The following is a 17,157-nucleotide window of genomic DNA, read 5'->3' as shown; positions in this document are numbered from 1 at the left end:
ACGCCGTGCGCGGCAGATTTCGGGGTGCGCGCGGGGCCGGTGTGGCGGCCGGTACCGTGGCGGGTTGATCGATCTCGAGCACCACCGGGAAGGACTGCACCATAGATGACAGCCTCGGACCGTCAGCTACGAGCTGATGCGGCGCCCACCGACTCCGCCGGATCCGGCGAGGAGGGTTACTCCCGGGGGCTGAGCCCACGGACCATCCAGATGATCGCGATCGGCGGTGCCATCGGCACCGGCCTGTTCTACGGTGCGGGCGGGGCGATCGAACAGGCCGGGCCCGCGCTGATCCTGGCCTACCTGGTGGCGGGCCTGGCCATTTTCGTGATCATGCGGGCACTGGGGGAGTTGCTGAGCTACCGGCCGGTCTCGGGCAGTTTCGCCGAGTACGCGCACGAATTCCTCGGACGTTTCGCGGGATTCGTCACCGGCTGGTCCTACTGGGCGGTGTGGGTGGCCACCTGCATGGCCGAGATCACCGTCGCCGGGAAGTATGTGCAGTACTGGTTCGATATCGAACCGTGGATCACCGCGCTGGTGGTGCTTGCGCTGATGTTCGGCGCCAACCTGATCTCGGTGCGACTGTTCGGTGAGGGCGAGTTCTGGTTCTCCGCCATCAAGGTCACTGCGATCGTCGCGATGATCCTGATCGGCATCGGGGTGTTGACGATCGGCTTCGGCCATGCCACTAACCCGACGGTCACCAATCTGTGGGCCGACGGCGGTGTATTCCCGAACGGGTTCGGACAATCGCTGCTGGTGCTGCAGATCGTGCTGTTCGCCTATGTCGGTGTCGAACTGGTCGGCGTGACGGCGGGGGAGGCGCGGGAGCCGCGCAAGACCCTGCGCAAGGCGATCAATACGCTGCCGTTCCGTATCGGCCTGTTCTACGTCGGCGCCCTCGTGGTGATCATGTCGGTCGCCAGCTGGCGCAACTTCCACGCGGGCAAGAGCCCGTTCGTGGAGGTGTTCCAGCAGATCGGCATTCCGGGCGCCGCGGGCATCATCAACTTCGTACTGCTCACCGCCGCGCTGTCCTCGTGCAATTCGGGTATCTACTCCACCGGACGGATGCTGCGCACCCTGTCGCTACACGGGGAGGCGCCCGCGCGGCTCAACAAGCTCAGTTCGCGTGCCGTGCCGTATGTCGGCATTACCGCCTCGGCGGCCGCGATGGTCATCGGCGTGATCGTCAATGTGATCTCGCCGGACAAGGCGTTCAACTACATCACCTCGGTCTCCACCATCGGCATCATCTTCGTCTGGGGCGTGATCCTGGTGTGCCACTTGATCTATCGCGCCAAGGTCGGCCGCGGCGAACTGCCCGCCAGCGATTACCGCCTGCCCGGCGCGCCGATCACCACGTGGCTGGCGCTGGCTTTCCTGGGATTGGTTGTCGTCCTGTTGTTTTGGACCGAGGGTGGGCGCACCGCGATTATTGTCGGTGTGGTCTGGGGTGTGCTGGTCTGCGGCGGCTTCGTGCTGATGACCACACTGGGCAAAGGACGGGATATCACCGCACCTGTGGCCTAGCACCCGCCGGAGAGCGGCTGAGGAGGCGCATGGTCACCATCATCGGCGGCGGTATCGCAGGTACGATACTGGCCGGAGCCCTTGCGCGCGAGGGACTTCCGGTCACCGTGTACGAAAGACGATCCGCGGTCGGTGCCGGTGCGTTCCTGACTCTCGACAGCCGGGCGCACGCGGCGATGGGCGAGCTAGGTGTCGACGTCGAGGAGCTATCCGCCGCCTCGCAGGAGGTGCGCGCGCTCGGTGTGCACGGTGTCGGCGGGTATCGCGCGCTGCCCGGCGACGGTCGGCGGCTCTACTTCCGACCGGATCTGATGCGGGTGCTCACCGACTTCGCCCACGGCACGGCGGCGCGGTTCCATTACGACCGGCCACTGACCGACCTGGATAGCGCGAGTGGAACGCTGTGGGTCGCAGGCGAATCGGTGACACCGGACGGGCCGGTGATCGCCGCCGACGGTGTCGATTCGCTCGTCCGTGCCCGCCTCGAACCCGATCGACCGGCGGTCTATGCGGGGCAGGTGGTCATCTACGGCGTCACCACCACCGCTATCACCCTGCCCACCGAACCGTCGGTATTGCACTTCCACCGCGCCGGCAATGCGCGGCCGACCGACGCCTTCGGACATCAGTGGAACGATGAGACGGCGGTGTGGTTCGCTCGAATCCGGCGTCCGCCGATTCCGGTGGCGGACATCGGCTTTCACCCCGTCGATGCGTGGTCCGACCAGATCCACGCGGCGCTGCCGGGCATTCCCGGGCTGATCGACGCGTTGCTGGCGGTCACCGACACTGTGCACGTCACGAACGCGCGCGATGTGCCGCTCACCGATCCCCGCCCGCCCCGCGACGACGTAATCCTGTGTGGCGACGCCGATCACGCCATCACACCCGCCGCGGGTGTCGGTGCCCGGGATGCCATCGAAGACGCCACAGCCCTCTATCGCGCACTCGTCGCGGGGACATCGATAGCGGAGGCCATGACCACTCGCCGCCGCGACATTCTCACCGAGCGCGCGGAAGTCGCCGAAGCCTTCCGGCGCGGACGTTTCTGAATCCGCATGCGAGATTGCCTGTTGACGAACTGACTTCGCGTTTCAGGGCTGGTTTCTGTGAGTCCGTGCAGTGGCGACTCCAGCACTCCAGCTGCGCCCCGGCGGATTCCGGCAGCTGCGCGTCAGCAGCATGCACGGCGGCTGGTCGCGACTGCGAATCGCCGGTGTGGCTCAGGTTGTCGCGCGCACCTCGACGCAGCATTCCCCGACCTGTGGTGCGAGTACCGCTTGCACGCTGTCGGCGCCGAGACCGGTGAGTATGCCGGAGCAGAAGGCGTGGTTGAGACCGCACACCAGATCGGGCGCCGCGCTCGCCAACGGATGGAAAGGACAGTTGCGCAACCGCACGCAGGTCGACGCTTCGCGACTGGGTTCGAAGCCGTGCTCGGCGAGCATGCCCAGCACCAGGGTCAAAGCGCGCTCGGCGCCCAGTCGACCGGGCCTGACCCGTTCCCGCTCGGCGCCACCGAGTTCCTCGCCGCGCTGCTGTGCGACGCGCACCGCCGCCTCGCGCGCGGTTTCGCCGTCGCGCTCGCCCAGCACAGCGCCCATCAGGATCTCGGCCAGCACCTCGTACCGGCGTTCGGGAATGCTCACCCGGATATCGGCATCGGTGGGCTCGTACACCTTCGGGGTGCGCCCGACGCGGCGAATGCCGCTGGGCGCCTCATACCGAGCACGCAGCAGTCCGGCGTCGACCAGCTTGTCCAGATGGAACGCGGCCAGCTTGCGGGAGATCCCCACCTCGGCGGCGGCCTCGTCACGGGTGACGGGCTGACGCGCGCGCCGGATGAACCAGTACATCCCGCGCCGTAGCTCGTCATCGAGAACCGCGACGGCACCGATCGCCGCTTCGTTGGTCACTCGACCACAATAACGTCTATCAGAACAGGTGAAAACACACATACGTGTCGTTCACCTGCGCAGGGTTGACCTCTGCGATAATTACGCCAATAATTTTTGGCATTATTAGACCGTGCGGAGGGCGCGATGAGCAGCGAGCGACAACAGGCCAAGCGGCCGGTGAGCGCGGTGCTGGCCGGGCCGTACGGGCACCCGTTCCACCCGATCCTGGTAACTGTCCCGATCGGGGCGTGGATCGCGAGCCTGGTATTCGACCTCGCCTCCCATGTGGTCGAGGACCCGGCGTTCCTGGCCGAGGGCGCGCAGTGGCTGATCGCCATCGGCGTACTGGGCGCGTTGGCCGCCGCGTCGGTCGGCTTCCTGGACCTGCTGGGGATCCCGACCGGCACCCCCGCTTTCCGCACCGGTCTGGTCCACATGAGCCTGAATTTGGCCGTAACCGCTGCCTTCGCCGCCGGTTTCCTGTGGCGGCGAGCCATCGACGACCACCACGGCCCAGTGTCGGCCGGGCCATTGGCGCTGTCGGTGGTGAGTGTGGCCGTGCTGGCGGTCTCCGGCTATCTCGGCGGAAAGCTGGCCTACCACTACGGCGTCCGCGTGGCCGACGAAACCACCCAGGCCGCCGGATTCCGGCACTGAACATCCTTCGATCCGTACTTCTGAGGAGCGCATGATGGGCATCGCGGCACTGATCACCTGGTTATTGACCGCCGTCGGCGGGTTCGTCCTGCTCGGCACGTGGATCGCCAAAGGCGGAGCCCGGCAACCGAGCACCACGCACTTGCCGGCACCGGTGGTGTTCGGTCATTTCCTGCTCGCCGTCGCCGGGCTCGTCGTCTGGATCGTGTATCTGGTCGTCGACTCCACCGCGCTGGCCTGGATCGCATTCGCGCTACTGGTGCCGGTCGCCCTGCTCGGATTCACCATGCTGGCACGATGGCTTCCGGTCTACCGCGCCCGCACCAGCATGGCACCGGATCCCCCGGCCGAACGGCACTTTCCCGTCGCGGTCGTCGGCGGGCACGGTGTGTTCGCTGTGGTCACCGTTGTGCTGGTGTTCCTGACCGCGCTCGGCGTCGGGAGCTAGTCCGTACCAGGCTGATGTCGAACCTCACCTCGCAGCCACGAGCACCGCCGAACCGGGCACGGCCCCGCGTCCGGCGGGGGTAAGGAATGACCAGCATTTGGTCAGGAGGTGATGGAAGTGATGATGTCACCGATGCTGATGCAGATCATGGACATGGTGCGGAACCTGTGGAACATGGTGTTCCCGAACATGCCCATGTAGTGACATCGACCGGAGCGACTGGGCAGACAACACCGTGCCGACCGATTGCGCGGAAGCTCTGTCCAGTCGGGTCGAGAGTCCGTGCGAGACTGGGCTGATGGCCTTGAATCGAGATGCGGATGCCAGCAGGCTGGCCGCGGAATCGCTCGCTGAGGACGACCCGACAGGTTGGTTCGAGCGGCTCTATGCGGAAGCGGCCAGCGGGGTCGCCATTGTGCCGTGGGATCGGGATCAGCCGAATCCGATATTGGTGGAGTGGGCCGAGCGGCGCGAATTGGACGGTGCCGGACGGGCATTGGTGATCGGCTGCGGGTACGGCCAGGATGCGGAGTACATTGCGCGGCTCGGATTCGCGACGACCGCCTTCGATATCTCGCCGACCGCGATCGGCGAAGTGCGCCAAAGGTTTCCGGACTCGCCGGTGACCTATGCCGTGGCCGATCTGCTGGATCCGCCTGCGGTCTGGCAGGGTGCGTTCGATCTGGTGGTCGAGGCAATTACGGTGCAGTCGATGCCGGTGTCGGTGCGTGACACCGCGATTGCCAATATCCGGCGGACCGTGGCACCGGGTGGACAGCTGATCGTAATCTCCGGATTCCGGTCGGAGGGTGAGGAAGTGAGCGGGCCGCCGTGGCCGCTCACGCCGTCGGAGATCGATTCCTTTGGCGCCGATGGACTTCGGGCAGCGGCTATCGAGTTCGACCCGCAGACGCAACGGTGGCGCGCCGAGTTTCGCCGAGCAGAGCGGTGATCTCGGCGGCGGCGCGTTCGCCCGAACGGATGGCTCCGTCCATATAACCCATCCAGATCGTCGCGGTTTCGGCTCCGGCCCAATGGATTCGGCCGACCGGCGCACGCAGGGCCGGGCCGTATTCGGTCCAGGTGTTGGGTGGGGTGAAGGCTCCGTAGCAGCCGCGGGTCCACTCGTCGGCGGACCAGTCCTTCTCGATGTAGTCAATGGGCGTGGCCGCGTCGGGGCGGTGGCGTAGACGGCCATCGTCTTGATGACCGAACCGTTCGGCATGCGCTGGGTGAGCTGGTCGCGGTCGGCGGGCAGTGCGGGGGAGTAGACGAGCCGACCCGCCAGTGCCGGACTCATCGCCACAATGACGGGTCGGCAGCCCCAATTCGTCGATAAGCGCCAGCACCCGGTCCTGTCCGGGACCGACCCACTGCCCACCGACCTCGACGATCTTGCCATCGCCGATCGGATGGTTCAGCGTGCGGCCACCGACCCGGTCACGCGCCTCGACCACCACCACCTCGAGGCGATCTCGATGCAACTGCCTGGCCGCCGCCAACCCGGCCAGGCCAGCGCCGATCACCGCGACATCGACCGTGCGTTCGAGACCCATGGCGATCACCCGATCCACCGTGACCGACGACTCGGTCGTGTGATCCGACGTTATGACCGGCAAACCCCGCCGTCGATGCCCCCGAACGCGACGCCCCGACGACTGGCTTCTTGCATTGCGGCGCGAATCGTCCCACTGTGATCATGACCGCGAATGCGATACCCCTACGGAGGTAACGATGACAGAGCAGACGCTTGCGGAACTGATACCCGGTGACCTACCTCCGGGTATCGCTGCCCTCGACCCGCAGGTCCAGGCCGAACTCGCCCAGGCGATCGAGGACGCGCGCTGGCGCCAAGCCGGTGAACTCAGGGACGGGGCCCGCGGAATGCTGGACGTCCTGCCGCGCTTGCTGCGCGGCGTGGTGAAGAAGGCGGCCGGACTGTGACGGATCCGAGGCCTTCCGCGCAATTGCTGAAACTCGCACGGACACTGGGTGTTCCGGTCGAACAACTCGCCGATCTCGCCGAGGTGCCCGATCAGGACCTCCGCGAATTCCGCCACCAGGTCACCGATCTGTACGTCGAGGGGCAGGAGGACGGATTGCATCGGGTGGCCCAGGCATCCAAGGTGATTCCGACCCCGATCACCGCGAAGATGGTGGCACGCAGCCGCGGAGCGCTGCTCGCGGCCCGGATGTCGGTCGTGCTCGATCCCGCGCACGCCGTCGACGTCGCCAAGCGTCTGCCGGTCGACTTCCTCGCCGATGTCTCCGCACAGCTCGATCCACGCCATTCGGCGGCCATTATCGGTAGCCTACCCAAGGCGACCGTTGTCGCGGTCGGCAAAGAGCTTGCCGCACGCGAGGATTGGATCACCCTCGGCGATCTCATGGCCTCGATCTCGGATGCGGCGGTCCGGGCCACCGAGGCGGCCCTCGACGGCAACGCATTGGTCCGCGCGGCCTTTCTCGTCGACGACGTCGCGCACCTCGAACGCGTCGCCAACGTGACTTCTCGGGAGAAACTGACCGAAATGCTACGGGCCGCCGCCGACCATGATCTATGGTCGGAATTCCGCAGCACGCTGCGGGTTCTCTCCGACACGTCGGTCGAAGCCGTCCGCGCTGCCGCCGAAGAACTGCCCGCCGATCAGCGCGAGCGCGCACTGGCCGAAATCGCCGAAAGCCGTTCTACCTCGTAACGGCCATGATGCCGACCATTTGCGCGCCCGGATGTCGGGCGGGTAGCCGCGCCCTCGACGAAGGGCAAGGCGATGGAATCTGCGCCGGGCCTCGCCCGCGACTTGTGGGTGCATGCCTGGGCTAAGCGGTATTCGCGCCCCGGCGCGGCATCGTCGCGGACGCGATCACCATGACCAGGGCCATCGCGGCGACCGCGAGGAAGACCAGATGCACCGCCGAGGACAGCAGTGCCGGAGCCGGATGGTCGGTGTCGCCGACGCGCGAGTTCACGATCGCGCCGAATACCGCGACACCGACCGCACTGCCCAATGACCGGGCGAACATATTCGCCGAGGTGACCACGCCGCGCTCGGACCACTCCGCCGTGGTCTGCGCCGCGATCAGCGTGGGCGTGGCGACCAGGCCCATGCCGCTGCCGATCACGAAACAGGATGCGGCGATCTGGATCAGCGTGGAATTCTCATCGATCAGCAGCGTGGTCGCGGCGCCGAAGGTGGCGAGCGTGCTGCCGATCAGCGCGGTCGCGCGAAATCCGACACGCAGGTACACCTTCCCGGCCTGCGAGGCGGCCAGCGGCCACCCGAGGGTGAGCGCGCCGACGGTCAGACCGGCGATCAGTGCCCCGGTGCCGAGTACACCCTGGGTGAAAGTCGGTACATACGAGGTCAATCCGAGCAGAATCGCACCGACGAGCACCGAGACCAGACTGCTGGCGATAATGACCCGCCGTGTGAATACCCACAGCGGCAGAATCGGATTCGCGGCACGTCGCTCTACCAGCGCGAACAGCATCAGCACGAGCGCGCCGCCGCCGAAGATGGCGATACTGGTCGGCGATGCCCACGCCCACGCCTGCCCGCCCTCGAGCAAGCCGAGTATCAGCGCCCCCGCGCCGACGGTCAGCAGTGCCGCACCGAGATAGTCGATGCGTTGTTCGCGCCGTGACGTGGTTTCGTCGAAGCTGCGCACCAGCATCCAACCGGCCAGCGCGGCCAGCGGGATATTGATCAGGAAGATCCACCGCCAGCTGAGGTACTCGGCGAACACCCCGCCCAGCAGCGGCCCGACCACCGCCGAAATCGCCCACACACTGGCCAGATAGCCCTGCACCCTGGCCCGCTCGGTCAACGTGTACAGATCGCCCGCGATGGTCATGGTCATCGGCATGATGGCGCCCGCGCCGATACCCTGCACGGCGCGGAAGATGATGAGCCCCAACATGCTCGTCGCCACACCACACAGCAGTGAACCGAGCGCGAAGACCGCGATCCCGAACAGGATCACCGGCTTACGTCCGACGGTATCGGCAATCTTGCCGTACACCGGAACCGTAACCGCTTGCGTCAGTAGATAAATCGAGAACAGCCAGGGGAATTGCGAGAAGCCGCCGAGATTGTCGGTGATGGTCAGCACCGCCGTGGCGATGATCGTGGAATCCAGCGCGACCAGCCCCGTCGCCAGCATCAGCGAACCAAGAATGGCGCCCCGATCCGATCGCAAACCGATAGCCGATTCCACTGCCTCGGTTGCCACCGACGGACCCCTCTCGTTCGCTTCACTAACCACTCCGAAGCAACGTATCCCGGCCCCAGCTATTCCCGCACGGAAATATTTCGGCTGTGCTCGGTCGGGCGGCCGTGCGGGCGGGGCGAACCCGCTGCTGCCAGAGTGGCGGGATGGCCGTTCGTGGTGATGTCACCGCGGGGTGCGGGCGTAGCCGAAGCCAAATGGTGCAGGGGCACTACCGAATCGGGCCGTTCGTATGGTCGCGTCTGCTCACGAGCCTTCGACGCCGCGCCCTCCATCCGGTTCGGAGTTCGCGGACATCGGCTGGCGCAGTAGTGCACTATCGGCGATCGTCTCGTGACCAGGCATTTCCAGGGTGCCCGGGGGTCGGGACCGTCGACGCGCTTCGTGAGCCTGTGCTACGAGCGAAATTCTGACCGGATCCGTCCGAGTCGATGAAATGCGGTGTGGCGCAATGTGCGCGCCACACCGCATTGTCCCAGGTCCTAAGGTTCCCAGGTGATCCGACCGCCCTGGAAGTCCTGCGCCTTGCCGCCTTCGTAGTCGTATTCTTCGCCCGTCGGGAGACCGTAGCGTCCGGCTTCCCCGCCATTGGAGACCCACAGGTCGCGGATGGCGCCCCAGACGACATGCGCTCCGGTACGCGCGGACCAGTAGATCGCGCCACCGGGGAACAGGTTGTAGCGCCCATTGTTCTTCTGGGTGGCCGCCTCATCGGTGAGCGGGAACCCGAGCGCGCCGCTCTCCCAGCCGTAGGCCCCCCACTTATCGCGGATCGCGCCGCCGATCTGGTGTGCGGCGGTGCCGAGGGACCAATAGATGGATCCGCCCTGGAAAACGCTGTAGGTACCGGATCCCGTGGGCGTGGATTGTTGCCGGGTGACCGGGTAGCGCAGCACCCCGGTTTCCCAGCCGAGGTCCCGCCATTTATCGCGGATCGCGCCAGCGACCTCATTGGCGCCGGTATCGGGATGCCAGTAGATCGAGGCATTGCGCTCGAACGTCTGATATCGACCGCCATTGGCGGCATCGAGCTCGGGGGCGGTCGGATCGCCGAGCGATCCGGGACCGCCCACCTGGTCGTATTCGACCTCGATGGCGCCGCCGACGTCGAACGGGCCGACGGGCCGCGCGGTCGCGGTGCCGAGACCGACGCTCAGCGCCAAGGCCAGCGCGGCGGTGGTCGATGTCAATGCCGCCCGCGCATGCGATCCGGCGGGTCTGTGGATGCGAAATTGCCGTGCCAAAGGAACTCCTGAGCAGGTCGTAGTCGAACACGAACTTCGGTGATGCCGCGGTCTGTCGTCAGGTTGTCGACAGCTGTATCGGCGGCCGAGCAATATCCGTTAGCCAACCTAGCTATTCCGTGCTTTCGGAGAGGGGCCAGCGCTAGGGTAAGGCATATGGCCGAGTCGACGAGAATTGTGCTGGCATCGCGGCCGGAGGGCGCTCCGACTCCGGCGAATTTCCGGATCGAGACCGTGGGGTTGCCGGAGCCCGGCGCGGGAGAGGTGCTGCTGCGCACGCTGTATTTGTCGCTGGATCCGTATATGCGAGGGCGGATGAGCGCTGCGGAATCGTATGCGGCGTCGGTCGAGATCGGGGATGTGATGGTCGGTGGCACGGTCGCCGAGGTGCTCGAATCCCGTGATCCGTCGCTGGCGAAAGGCGATGTGGTGCTGGCCTATTCGGGCTGGCAGTCGCATCAGGTCGCGCCCGCGTCGGGCGTGCGCAAGCTGGATCCGGACAATGCGCCTATATCGACCGCGCTCGGTGTGCTCGGCATGCCCGGCTTCACGGCCTATTCCGGACTGTTGAAGATCGGGCAGCCGAAGGCGGGGGAGACCCTGGTGGTGGCCGCGGCCAGCGGTCCGGTCGGTTCCGCGGTCGGCCAGATCGCCCGCATCAAGGGCGCGCGGGCGGTCGGCATCGCGGGTGGGCCGGAGAAATGCGCCTATGTGCGTGAAGAATTGGGCTTCGATGTCGCAATCGACCACCGCGCATCGGATTTCGCGGACCAATTGCGCGCGGCTGTCCCCGACGGCATCGATATCTATTTCGAAAATGTCGGCGGTGCGGTGGCGGATGCGGTGTATCCATTGCTGAATACCTATGCGCGCGTTCCGGTTTGCGGACTCATCGCGAATTACAATGCGACCGGAGCCCCCGCGGGGCCCGATCGCCTGCCCGGTTTCTTCGGTCGCATTCTGACCAAGAGCCTGACCGTGCGCGGATTCATCCAGAGCGAATTCGTCCGCGAGATGTACAACGACTTCTTGCGGGAGATGTCGGGTTGGATCGCCGAGGGCCGGGTCCGCTACCGCGAGGACATTGTCGAAGGCCTCGAGCATGCGCCGGAGGCGTTCATCGGCATGCTCGAGGGCCGCAATTTCGGCAAGCTCGTCGTGCGGGTCGGGTAGCGGACCCGGGCCGGATCAGACCGGCTGCGGCGACAGCGCGATCTTTGCCGACCGCCCCGGCGTTTCGCTCGCGGCCGCGGCATCGGCCGCGGCTTCCAGCGAGTAGGTGGCCTCGATGTCGAGTCGCAACGCACCCGTTGCCGCCATGCCCACCAACTCGCCGATCAGCCGCCGCATCTCCTCGCTGCTGGTCTGCTCGCCCCGCTTGGTACCCCAAAAGCCCTTGATGACAGCCTGTTTGAAGATCAGCGGACCCGGATTGATGGAGAGTGGCTGACCGGAGAGCGCGCCGAACGAGATCAGCTCACCACCGGATCCGAGCAGCGAGAGCAGCGCATCGGCGGCCCGGCCGCCGACCTGGTCCACGGCGCGCACGACCGGCGCGCCCGCCGTCGACGCGATGGCCCGGTCGAGCCAGCCCTCGGATTCGGTATCGAAGACCGGCTCGAAGCCCAACTCACGCAAGGCCTTTTCCGACGCCGAACCGCGGACCAGGTTGAGCACATTGATACCGCGTTGCCGCGCAAGCACATTCACCAGGCGTCCGACCGCACCATTGGCGGCATTGATCGCGATCCAGTCGCCGGGCGCCACCCGCAGATCCTCCAGCAGCATCAAGGAGCTGAGCGGCATTGCCAGCAGCTGCGCCGCCGTCTGATCGGAGATGCTGTCGGGCAGCGGAACCACCTGCGTCGCCTTGGCCAGGAAGTACTCGGCCCACACCTGGTGGATGCCGGAAACGCTCACGCGCTGACCGACTTCCAGCCCGGTCACATCCGCGCCCACCGCGTCGATCCGGCCGACGGCCTCGGTGCCCGGAATCGCGGGCAACTCCGGTTTATAGCCGTATATGCCGCGGATGGTCGCGAGATCATGGTTGTGAATGGGCGCCAGAATGAGCTCGATCCGCACCTGACCCGCGCCCGGTTCGGGCGTCGGCCGCTGCGCGATGGTGAGCACATCCTTCGGTTCGCCGAAACTTTCGATGACTACGGCACGCATGATGGATTCCTTTCGTCAGTCGTCAGCGAGGGTGACCTGGACGTCGATATTGCCGCGGGTCGCGTTGGAGTACGGGCACACCTGGTGCGCCTTGTCGGCGATGGTCTGCGCCTCGGCGGGGGACAGGTGCGGCAGCGAAACCTCGAGGGTGACGGTCAGCTCGAACCCGCCCGCTTCGTTCGGGCCGATGCCGACCTTCGCGCCGACCGCGGAATCGTCGACATTCGCGCCTTCGCGCTTGCCGACCAGGCGCAGCGCGCTGTGGAAGCAGGCCGCGTAGCCCGCCGCGAAGAGCTGCTCCGGGTTGGTGCCCACGCCGCTGCCACCCATTTCCTTGGGGATGTCGAGGGCGAAGTCGAGCTTGCCGTCGGAGGTGCGGGCGTGGCCGTTGCGTCCGTCGCCGGTCGCGAGGGCTTCGGCGGTGTACAGGACGGTCATGTCTGACTCTCTTTCGATCGGGGGTGCAGCATCAGCGAATCGGTAAGTCGCCGAAGGGTTTCGCGCAATGCGATGAAATCGTCGGGGGACAGGCCGCTGGCCTCGCCCATTTCCATTGGCAGACACCGTGCTTCGGACCGCAGTCGGCGGCCGTGCTCGGTGAGTTGGACATCGACGCGACGTTCATCGGCCGCTGCCCGGCGTCGCTCGACCAACCCCGCCGTCTCCAGCCGCTTGAGCAGCGGGGACAGGGTGCCGGAATCGAGTAGGAGTGCCTCGCACAGGTCGCCGACGCTGCGACCGTCGCGTTCCCACAGCGCCAACATGACGAGGTACTGCGGGTAGGTCAGCCCTAGGCGTTCGAGCTTCGGGCGATAGACCGCCGTCATCGCCCGCGACGCGGCATACAGCCGGAAGCACAGCTGCTCGTCGAGAGTGAGGTGATCGGTCATGTTCATTACGGTAGCGGGCAATTATATTGCGCACAACCAATTGGGGTGTGGTTCATGTCACTACAGCCGTGCGTTGGCGGCTATCCCGCGACGCTGCCGCCGCCGATGCCCAGGTAGACGATCATCATGGTGAACAGGAACCAGCCCGCACCCTGCCAGATCGGCCAGCTCCCGCCGCGCCGCCACTCCCGGTAGGTCTGCACGAACGCCCCGATGCCACCGAGGATCAGCACCACGGTCGGCCCGGCCACTATCGCGGTCTTCGCGGGCGCATCACAGAGCATCATCTCCGCATTCGCGCAGGCCGCGCGCTGGGCCGCCCAGATCGCGGTGACCACGAAGACGACCGCGGCCACCGCGAGGACTGTCGCCACATAGATCGCCACCCGGCGGAAGGTTCGGTTGTCCGCCGTCCATCGCTTCTCCAGATCGTTGACCATGATCGATCACCTCACCGGTGGAATTGCCGACCGGTGCCGACCCAAACGTCAATCGGTGCCGCGCCCGGACGCGGTGGTCATGGTTTGCGGCCGACACCCGCCCAGTACCACGCAGATGCAGGGTCGGCCTGGACGGCTCGAAGGCCACCCGACAGCTCGCCGACCAGTTCCGGATGCCAGGTGACCACGGGAACGACGCCCGGTTCGACCAATTCGGTTCCGGCGAAAAGACTTTCGGTCTCGGTGCGGCTCCGCGGGTGGAAGGTGATTCCGGCCGATTCGGCCGAGGCAACCACCCTGGCCATGGCGCGGTCGTCGAAGTCGGCGGTGGGATGGGTGATCACCAGGTAGCTTCCGGCGGGGACCGCATCGAGCAGCTTCTCGACGATCGCGTGCGGATTGTCGCTGTCGCGGAAATACATCATGATCGCGACCAACATGATCGCGACGGGGCGATCCGGATCCAGGGTCGCGGTGAGCGCCGGATCGCGCAGGATCGAGGCCGGATCGTGCAGATCCGCGTGGATGAAGGCGGTTTCGCCCTCGCGGGTGCTCGACATGAGCGCCCTGGCGTGGGCCAGGACGATCGGATCGTTGTCCACGTAGACGACGCGCGCGGTGGGATCGACGCCCTGGGCGATCTCGTGGGTATTGCCCGCGGTGGGGATGCCGGTGCCGATATCGAGGAATTGGGTGATGCCCGCGTCGAGCAGGTAGCGCACCGCGCGGCCGAGGAAGGCCCGGTTGGCGCGGGCCATGCTGCGGATGGCCGGAACATGGGTCGCTATCGCGTCGCCGAGTGCGCGGTCGGCCGGATAATTGTCCTTTCCACCGAGCCAATAGTCGTAGACACGCGCTTCATGAGCCACGCTGGTGTCGATCTTGGTCGGTAGTCCGGTCGCGGTCTCGGTCCAGCTGTTCGGCATGGCGATTCCCTCCTGTGGCGGGCGGGCCGTCGGGTGCCCGCAACCGCCGAGCCGCCCACGGTCGACGGCCCACTACTGCGAATTTGCTCGCTCAGGATAGGCCCGGAGGACATCCGGCCCGCCGTGATTCGGGCGGCATTAGGGGAACGATTCGGGGGCGGGGATGGGCTAGTGCACCGCGGGCAGATCGGGCGGATTGTGTCGGGCGCTGTGCCGGATCTCGACCCAATAGGTCGCGATGACGGTCGTGTAGACGGCCGCGATCACCGCGACCGGGATGACCAGCAGTAGAACGAGCAGTGGTAGCAGGAAAGTCATGTGCGCTCCCCGATTTCCGGGTGATGTCGGCAAGGACGGTGGGTGGCGCCGCGCCGCGCCGATTCGCTATCGATCCCCTGCAATCAGCGACCCCCTCACCAAGATCGTAGGGCCGGGAACGCTCACCGGCACGGGCCGGGCAGTGTGAGTTGGGTCATGTACCGACCGGTGTGTCGCTCTCGCCAGATGATCTTGGTGAGGTTGAATCGATGAGCTCAACGTGTCATGGCGATCTATCGCGATAGCTGTTCCGAACATCCGCTGCAGCACCGGCATGCGACAAGGAGCATGAAAGTGAGCATGATTCTCGCCGCGCTACACGACACCGTGCTAGCCGAGGTCAGTAATCCGACGCCGGAGGCGCCGCCGATGGCGGACAAGCTGACGCAAATGGGTCGGTACTTCACCTGGCTGATTCAGCTCTCCGGAGTCACCGCGATTACCTACGGCGGCGGTCGGTTCGCCTGGGAGAAATGGTCCGGTGGCGGGCTTCAGTCGCCGAAGATGATCGCCAGCGCGATGGCCGGTGGTGCGGTCGCGACCAGTGCGGGCACGATCATGAACGCGGTGTTGTAGCAATATCGCAGCAGTCTGCGCGAACCAGGCGCCCGCACACTCCGCGTGTGCGGGCGCCGGTGTTTCTGGGCGAAATCGACCGGGCTCCCTGCGGCTTTCGCGCCGCGACATCGACCCGACACGGTTCATCACCCAGCACGCCGAACCGCTTTCGATGATCGACGCCTACGAAGCATTCGACCGCCGGACGGAAGGCTAGAGACGGTCGTCCCCATGTGGCCCGCCACCCGATATCTCACAGCATCGCACCCCAGCGTCGTGAGCGCGCCGAGACCAATCGCGCTGCCGGTTTCTGGCGGTGCGATGCGTTATTCGATGATTCCCGGCTGGCGGCCGGACAAGTGCCTGTTGGTATTCGTGAGATCAGCGGGAAAGGCACTGAGGCCGATCATGGCGATGCCCAGCCCAAAATGCAGCCAGTTGTCGGCGGTGTCGAGGGGGACGAAGTTCGCCGCACTGGTCTGGTCGGTAATGAGTCCGTACAACCACAGCACAAGGTAGATACCGCCGCCGCCGATCAGGTACGCACGGGCCGTGGCCGCACGGACCCCGGCGAGGAGACCGGCGATGCCGAAGGCCACATGCACGACGTTGTGCAGGACGGATACGGTGAACAACCCCAGCAGTTGTGCGTGCGAGTGGTGTCCCGCCCATCGCATGCTGTCGAAGTCCGTGGTGACACCTGGGATGAACCCGAGGATGCCGACCAAAAGGAAGACGGCACCGACCGTCATGGCGGCCAGTTGTACCGGTGTGCGCGCGCTGACCGCGTGCCTGGTTGGTGTCGACATGGCGTCTCCTCTCGATCGATTCCTGTCGCCCCGTGTATGGGCCGGGTGCCCCGAGGTGGCATCGGCAAACCGGTGACCAGCGCGTGAACTGGTTCGCTCGCCCGCGTTCGGGTATCCGCTCGGCGAGAGCGCGGCATCGTGACCATCGCCCTCACGGTCGGGCTGGTAGTCCTGTTCGCCGTGTGGCGATCGGATTGGTGATCAGCGTCGGCGAATGCATCATCGCCTCGCCGTCCATTTGTCGATCATCGGCAGTTAGTCGGTCGATTCCGATATGCCCTCCCCGACGCTGGCGCCGTACGCGGCGACCAAGGCGGCCATCGCGAACTTCTCCCCGAGCCGGGCACAACTATTGGGAGAGAAGGGAATTCAGGTCAACAGCGTCACGCCCGGGCCGATCGGTCTGTGACGAACGGCCGGGCATGAGTGCTCGCGGGCGGACGCTCAGGCGTCGGGGCGGGGGATATCGCCGCGCCATGCGCCGGTCTCGTGTGGCCGCTCCTCGATGTACTGCTTGAACCGCTTGAGGTCGCCCTTGACCCGATGCTCGAGCACTCCGAGCTTGTCCGCGACGTTCTCCGCGAAGCCTTCCGGGTCTACTTCCATCTGGGCTGTCACGCGGGTGTGGTTGGCGTCGAGGCGATGGAAGGTGATCACGCCCGCGTGCTCGGGACCGCTGTCGGATTTCCAGGCCACCCGCTCGTCGGGGTGCTGCTCGGTGATAGTGGCGTCGAACTCACGAATCGACGGGCCGACGTGGATGCGCCAGTGGGTGTGCCGGTCGTCGAGTTGCTCGACGGTTTCGACGCCCTCCATGAATCGGGGGAAGGACTCGAACTGTGTCCATTGGTTGTAAGCGGTGCGTACGGGAACTTCCACATCGACGGTAGCGGTCAGGCTACTCATGTCTCTTCCTCTTTCGCATCGTTGGGATCGTCGCCGGAATCGGTGCTCTTGTACCGGCGACCGCAGTTATGCCGGATGAGTGCGCCCACCTCGCATCGGCCTAGTTCACGGCGATAGGAGTC

General features: G+C 66.0%; 21 protein-coding genes and 1 pseudogene. 10 read left to right on the top strand and 12 right to left on the bottom strand.

The features are described from left to right. The first annotated feature begins 105 nt into the window (after positions 1-105). Together ACQP2D_RS27965 and ACQP2D_RS27960 are read left to right on the top strand one after the other, a co-directional pair. A complete protein-coding gene (locus tag ACQP2D_RS27965; RefSeq protein ID WP_433678898.1) occupies positions 106-1,536 on the top strand; it encodes an amino acid permease in 1,431 nt (476 codons plus the stop codon). 29 nt (positions 1,537-1,565) lie between these two features. Next, positions 1,566-2,588, top strand: coding sequence for an FAD-dependent oxidoreductase (locus ACQP2D_RS27960; RefSeq protein ID WP_433678897.1), 1,023 nt, complete (start codon positions 1,566-1,568; stop codon positions 2,586-2,588). Between the two features lie 171 nt (positions 2,589-2,759). On the opposite strand, the gene ACQP2D_RS27955 is transcribed toward ACQP2D_RS27960, so the two are convergent. Next, positions 2,760-3,452: a helix-turn-helix transcriptional regulator gene (locus ACQP2D_RS27955; RefSeq protein WP_433678896.1), complete on the bottom strand. Its 693-nt coding sequence runs from the start codon at positions 3,450-3,452 to the stop codon at positions 2,760-2,762. Between the two features lie 126 nt (positions 3,453-3,578). Here ACQP2D_RS27955 and ACQP2D_RS27950 point away from each other — a divergent pair, with 126 nt between their 5' ends. The 3 genes from ACQP2D_RS27950 to ACQP2D_RS27940 all read left to right on the top strand — a co-directional run bounded on the left by ACQP2D_RS27950 (position 3,579) and on the right by ACQP2D_RS27940 (position 5,491). Further along, positions 3,579-4,091, top strand: coding sequence for a DUF2231 domain-containing protein (locus ACQP2D_RS27950; protein WP_433678895.1), 513 nt, complete (start codon positions 3,579-3,581; stop codon positions 4,089-4,091). 34 nt (positions 4,092-4,125) lie between these two features. Next, the gene (locus ACQP2D_RS27945) at positions 4,126-4,539 is read left to right on the top strand and encodes a hypothetical protein (protein ID WP_433678894.1); all 414 of its coding nucleotides are present in this window, start codon (positions 4,126-4,128) and stop codon (positions 4,537-4,539) included. A gap of 298 nt (positions 4,540-4,837) precedes the next feature. Beyond that, a complete protein-coding gene (locus ACQP2D_RS27940) occupies positions 4,838-5,491 on the top strand; it encodes a class I SAM-dependent methyltransferase (RefSeq protein ID WP_433678893.1) in 654 nt (217 codons plus the stop codon). On the opposite strand, the gene ACQP2D_RS27935 is transcribed toward ACQP2D_RS27940, so the two are convergent. Beyond that, positions 5,430-6,095: an FAD-dependent oxidoreductase gene (locus ACQP2D_RS27935; RefSeq protein WP_433685785.1), complete on the bottom strand. Its 666-nt coding sequence runs from the start codon at positions 6,093-6,095 to the stop codon at positions 5,430-5,432. The genes ACQP2D_RS27940 and ACQP2D_RS27935 overlap by 62 nt on opposite strands. Positions 6,096-6,273: 178 nt before the next feature. Between ACQP2D_RS27935 and ACQP2D_RS27930 the strand changes: the two genes are divergently transcribed. Together ACQP2D_RS27930 and ACQP2D_RS27925 are read left to right on the top strand one after the other, a co-directional pair. After that, on the top strand, positions 6,274-6,483 hold the full coding sequence (locus tag ACQP2D_RS27930) for a hypothetical protein (RefSeq protein WP_433678892.1): 210 nt from the start codon (positions 6,274-6,276) through the stop codon (positions 6,481-6,483). After that, positions 6,480-7,238: a hypothetical protein gene (locus ACQP2D_RS27925; protein WP_433678891.1), complete on the top strand. Its 759-nt coding sequence runs from the start codon at positions 6,480-6,482 to the stop codon at positions 7,236-7,238. The genes ACQP2D_RS27930 and ACQP2D_RS27925 overlap by 4 nt, the downstream gene beginning before the upstream one ends. A gap of 121 nt (positions 7,239-7,359) precedes the next feature. On the opposite strand, the gene ACQP2D_RS27920 is transcribed toward ACQP2D_RS27925, so the two are convergent. Together ACQP2D_RS27920 and ACQP2D_RS27915 are read right to left on the bottom strand one after the other, a co-directional pair. Beyond that, positions 7,360-8,772 (bottom strand): MDR family MFS transporter, encoded by a 1,413-nt coding sequence (locus ACQP2D_RS27920; protein WP_433678890.1) that lies wholly within the window; start codon positions 8,770-8,772, stop codon positions 7,360-7,362. Positions 8,773-9,251: 479 nt separating this feature from the next. Further along, a complete protein-coding gene (locus ACQP2D_RS27915; protein WP_433678889.1) occupies positions 9,252-10,013 on the bottom strand; it encodes an LGFP repeat-containing protein in 762 nt (253 codons plus the stop codon). Positions 10,014-10,169: 156 nt separating this feature from the next. On the opposite strand from ACQP2D_RS27915, the gene ACQP2D_RS27910 reads away from it, so the two are divergent. Then, positions 10,170-11,186 carry an NADP-dependent oxidoreductase gene (locus ACQP2D_RS27910; RefSeq protein WP_433678888.1) on the top strand — a complete coding sequence of 339 codons (1,017 nt, stop codon included), beginning with the start codon at positions 10,170-10,172 and terminating at the stop codon, positions 11,184-11,186. Positions 11,187-11,201: 15 nt separating this feature from the next. Here the strand turns inward: ACQP2D_RS27910 and ACQP2D_RS27905 are convergent, their stop codons facing one another. The 6 genes from ACQP2D_RS27905 to ACQP2D_RS27880 all read right to left on the bottom strand — a co-directional run bounded on the left by ACQP2D_RS27905 (position 11,202) and on the right by ACQP2D_RS27880 (position 14,762). Further along, entirely contained in the window at positions 11,202-12,188 is a 987-nt protein-coding gene (locus ACQP2D_RS27905) for a zinc-binding dehydrogenase (protein ID WP_433678887.1), read from the bottom strand. A 15-nt stretch (positions 12,189-12,203) separates the two neighbouring features. Beyond that, positions 12,204-12,626, bottom strand: coding sequence for an organic hydroperoxide resistance protein (locus ACQP2D_RS27900; RefSeq protein WP_433678886.1), 423 nt, complete (start codon positions 12,624-12,626; stop codon positions 12,204-12,206). Then, on the bottom strand, positions 12,623-13,078 hold the full coding sequence (locus tag ACQP2D_RS27895) for a MarR family winged helix-turn-helix transcriptional regulator (protein ID WP_433678885.1): 456 nt from the start codon (positions 13,076-13,078) through the stop codon (positions 12,623-12,625). The genes ACQP2D_RS27900 and ACQP2D_RS27895 overlap by 4 nt, the downstream gene beginning before the upstream one ends. A gap of 80 nt (positions 13,079-13,158) precedes the next feature. After that, the gene (locus tag ACQP2D_RS27890; protein WP_433678884.1) at positions 13,159-13,518 is read right to left on the bottom strand and encodes a hypothetical protein; all 360 of its coding nucleotides are present in this window, start codon (positions 13,516-13,518) and stop codon (positions 13,159-13,161) included. 77 nt (positions 13,519-13,595) lie between these two features. Continuing rightward, positions 13,596-14,444 carry an SAM-dependent methyltransferase gene (locus ACQP2D_RS27885; RefSeq protein ID WP_433678883.1) on the bottom strand — a complete coding sequence of 283 codons (849 nt, stop codon included), beginning with the start codon at positions 14,442-14,444 and terminating at the stop codon, positions 13,596-13,598. Between the two features lie 168 nt (positions 14,445-14,612). After that, positions 14,613-14,762 (bottom strand): hypothetical protein, encoded by a 150-nt coding sequence (locus tag ACQP2D_RS27880; RefSeq protein ID WP_433678882.1) that lies wholly within the window; start codon positions 14,760-14,762, stop codon positions 14,613-14,615. Between the two features lie 300 nt (positions 14,763-15,062). On the opposite strand from ACQP2D_RS27880, the gene ACQP2D_RS27875 reads away from it, so the two are divergent. Beyond that, positions 15,063-15,338: a hypothetical protein gene (locus tag ACQP2D_RS27875; RefSeq protein ID WP_433685784.1), complete on the top strand. Its 276-nt coding sequence runs from the start codon at positions 15,063-15,065 to the stop codon at positions 15,336-15,338. Positions 15,339-15,646: 308 nt separating this feature from the next. Here the strand turns inward: ACQP2D_RS27875 and ACQP2D_RS27870 are convergent, their stop codons facing one another. Beyond that, complete coding sequence (locus ACQP2D_RS27870) at positions 15,647-16,129, bottom strand: DUF4383 domain-containing protein (protein ID WP_433678881.1); 483 nt, start codon at positions 16,127-16,129, stop codon at positions 15,647-15,649. A gap of 241 nt (positions 16,130-16,370) precedes the next feature. Between ACQP2D_RS27870 and ACQP2D_RS27865 the strand changes: the two are divergent. Beyond that, a pseudogene (locus tag ACQP2D_RS27865) lies at positions 16,371-16,529 on the top strand (SDR family NAD(P)-dependent oxidoreductase); the annotation flags it as partial. 44 nt (positions 16,530-16,573) lie between these two features. On the opposite strand, the gene ACQP2D_RS27860 reads toward ACQP2D_RS27865, so the two are convergent. Continuing rightward, positions 16,574-17,035, bottom strand: coding sequence for an SRPBCC family protein (locus ACQP2D_RS27860; RefSeq protein ID WP_433678880.1), 462 nt, complete (start codon positions 17,033-17,035; stop codon positions 16,574-16,576). Between the last annotated feature and the right edge of the window lie 122 nt (positions 17,036-17,157).

Source organism: Nocardia sp. CA-119907 (assembly GCF_050955995.1).
In the GTDB taxonomy this organism is placed as follows: Bacteria; Actinomycetota; Actinomycetes; order Mycobacteriales; family Mycobacteriaceae; genus Nocardia.
This window is presented reverse-complemented; position numbering and strand designations above follow the sequence as displayed.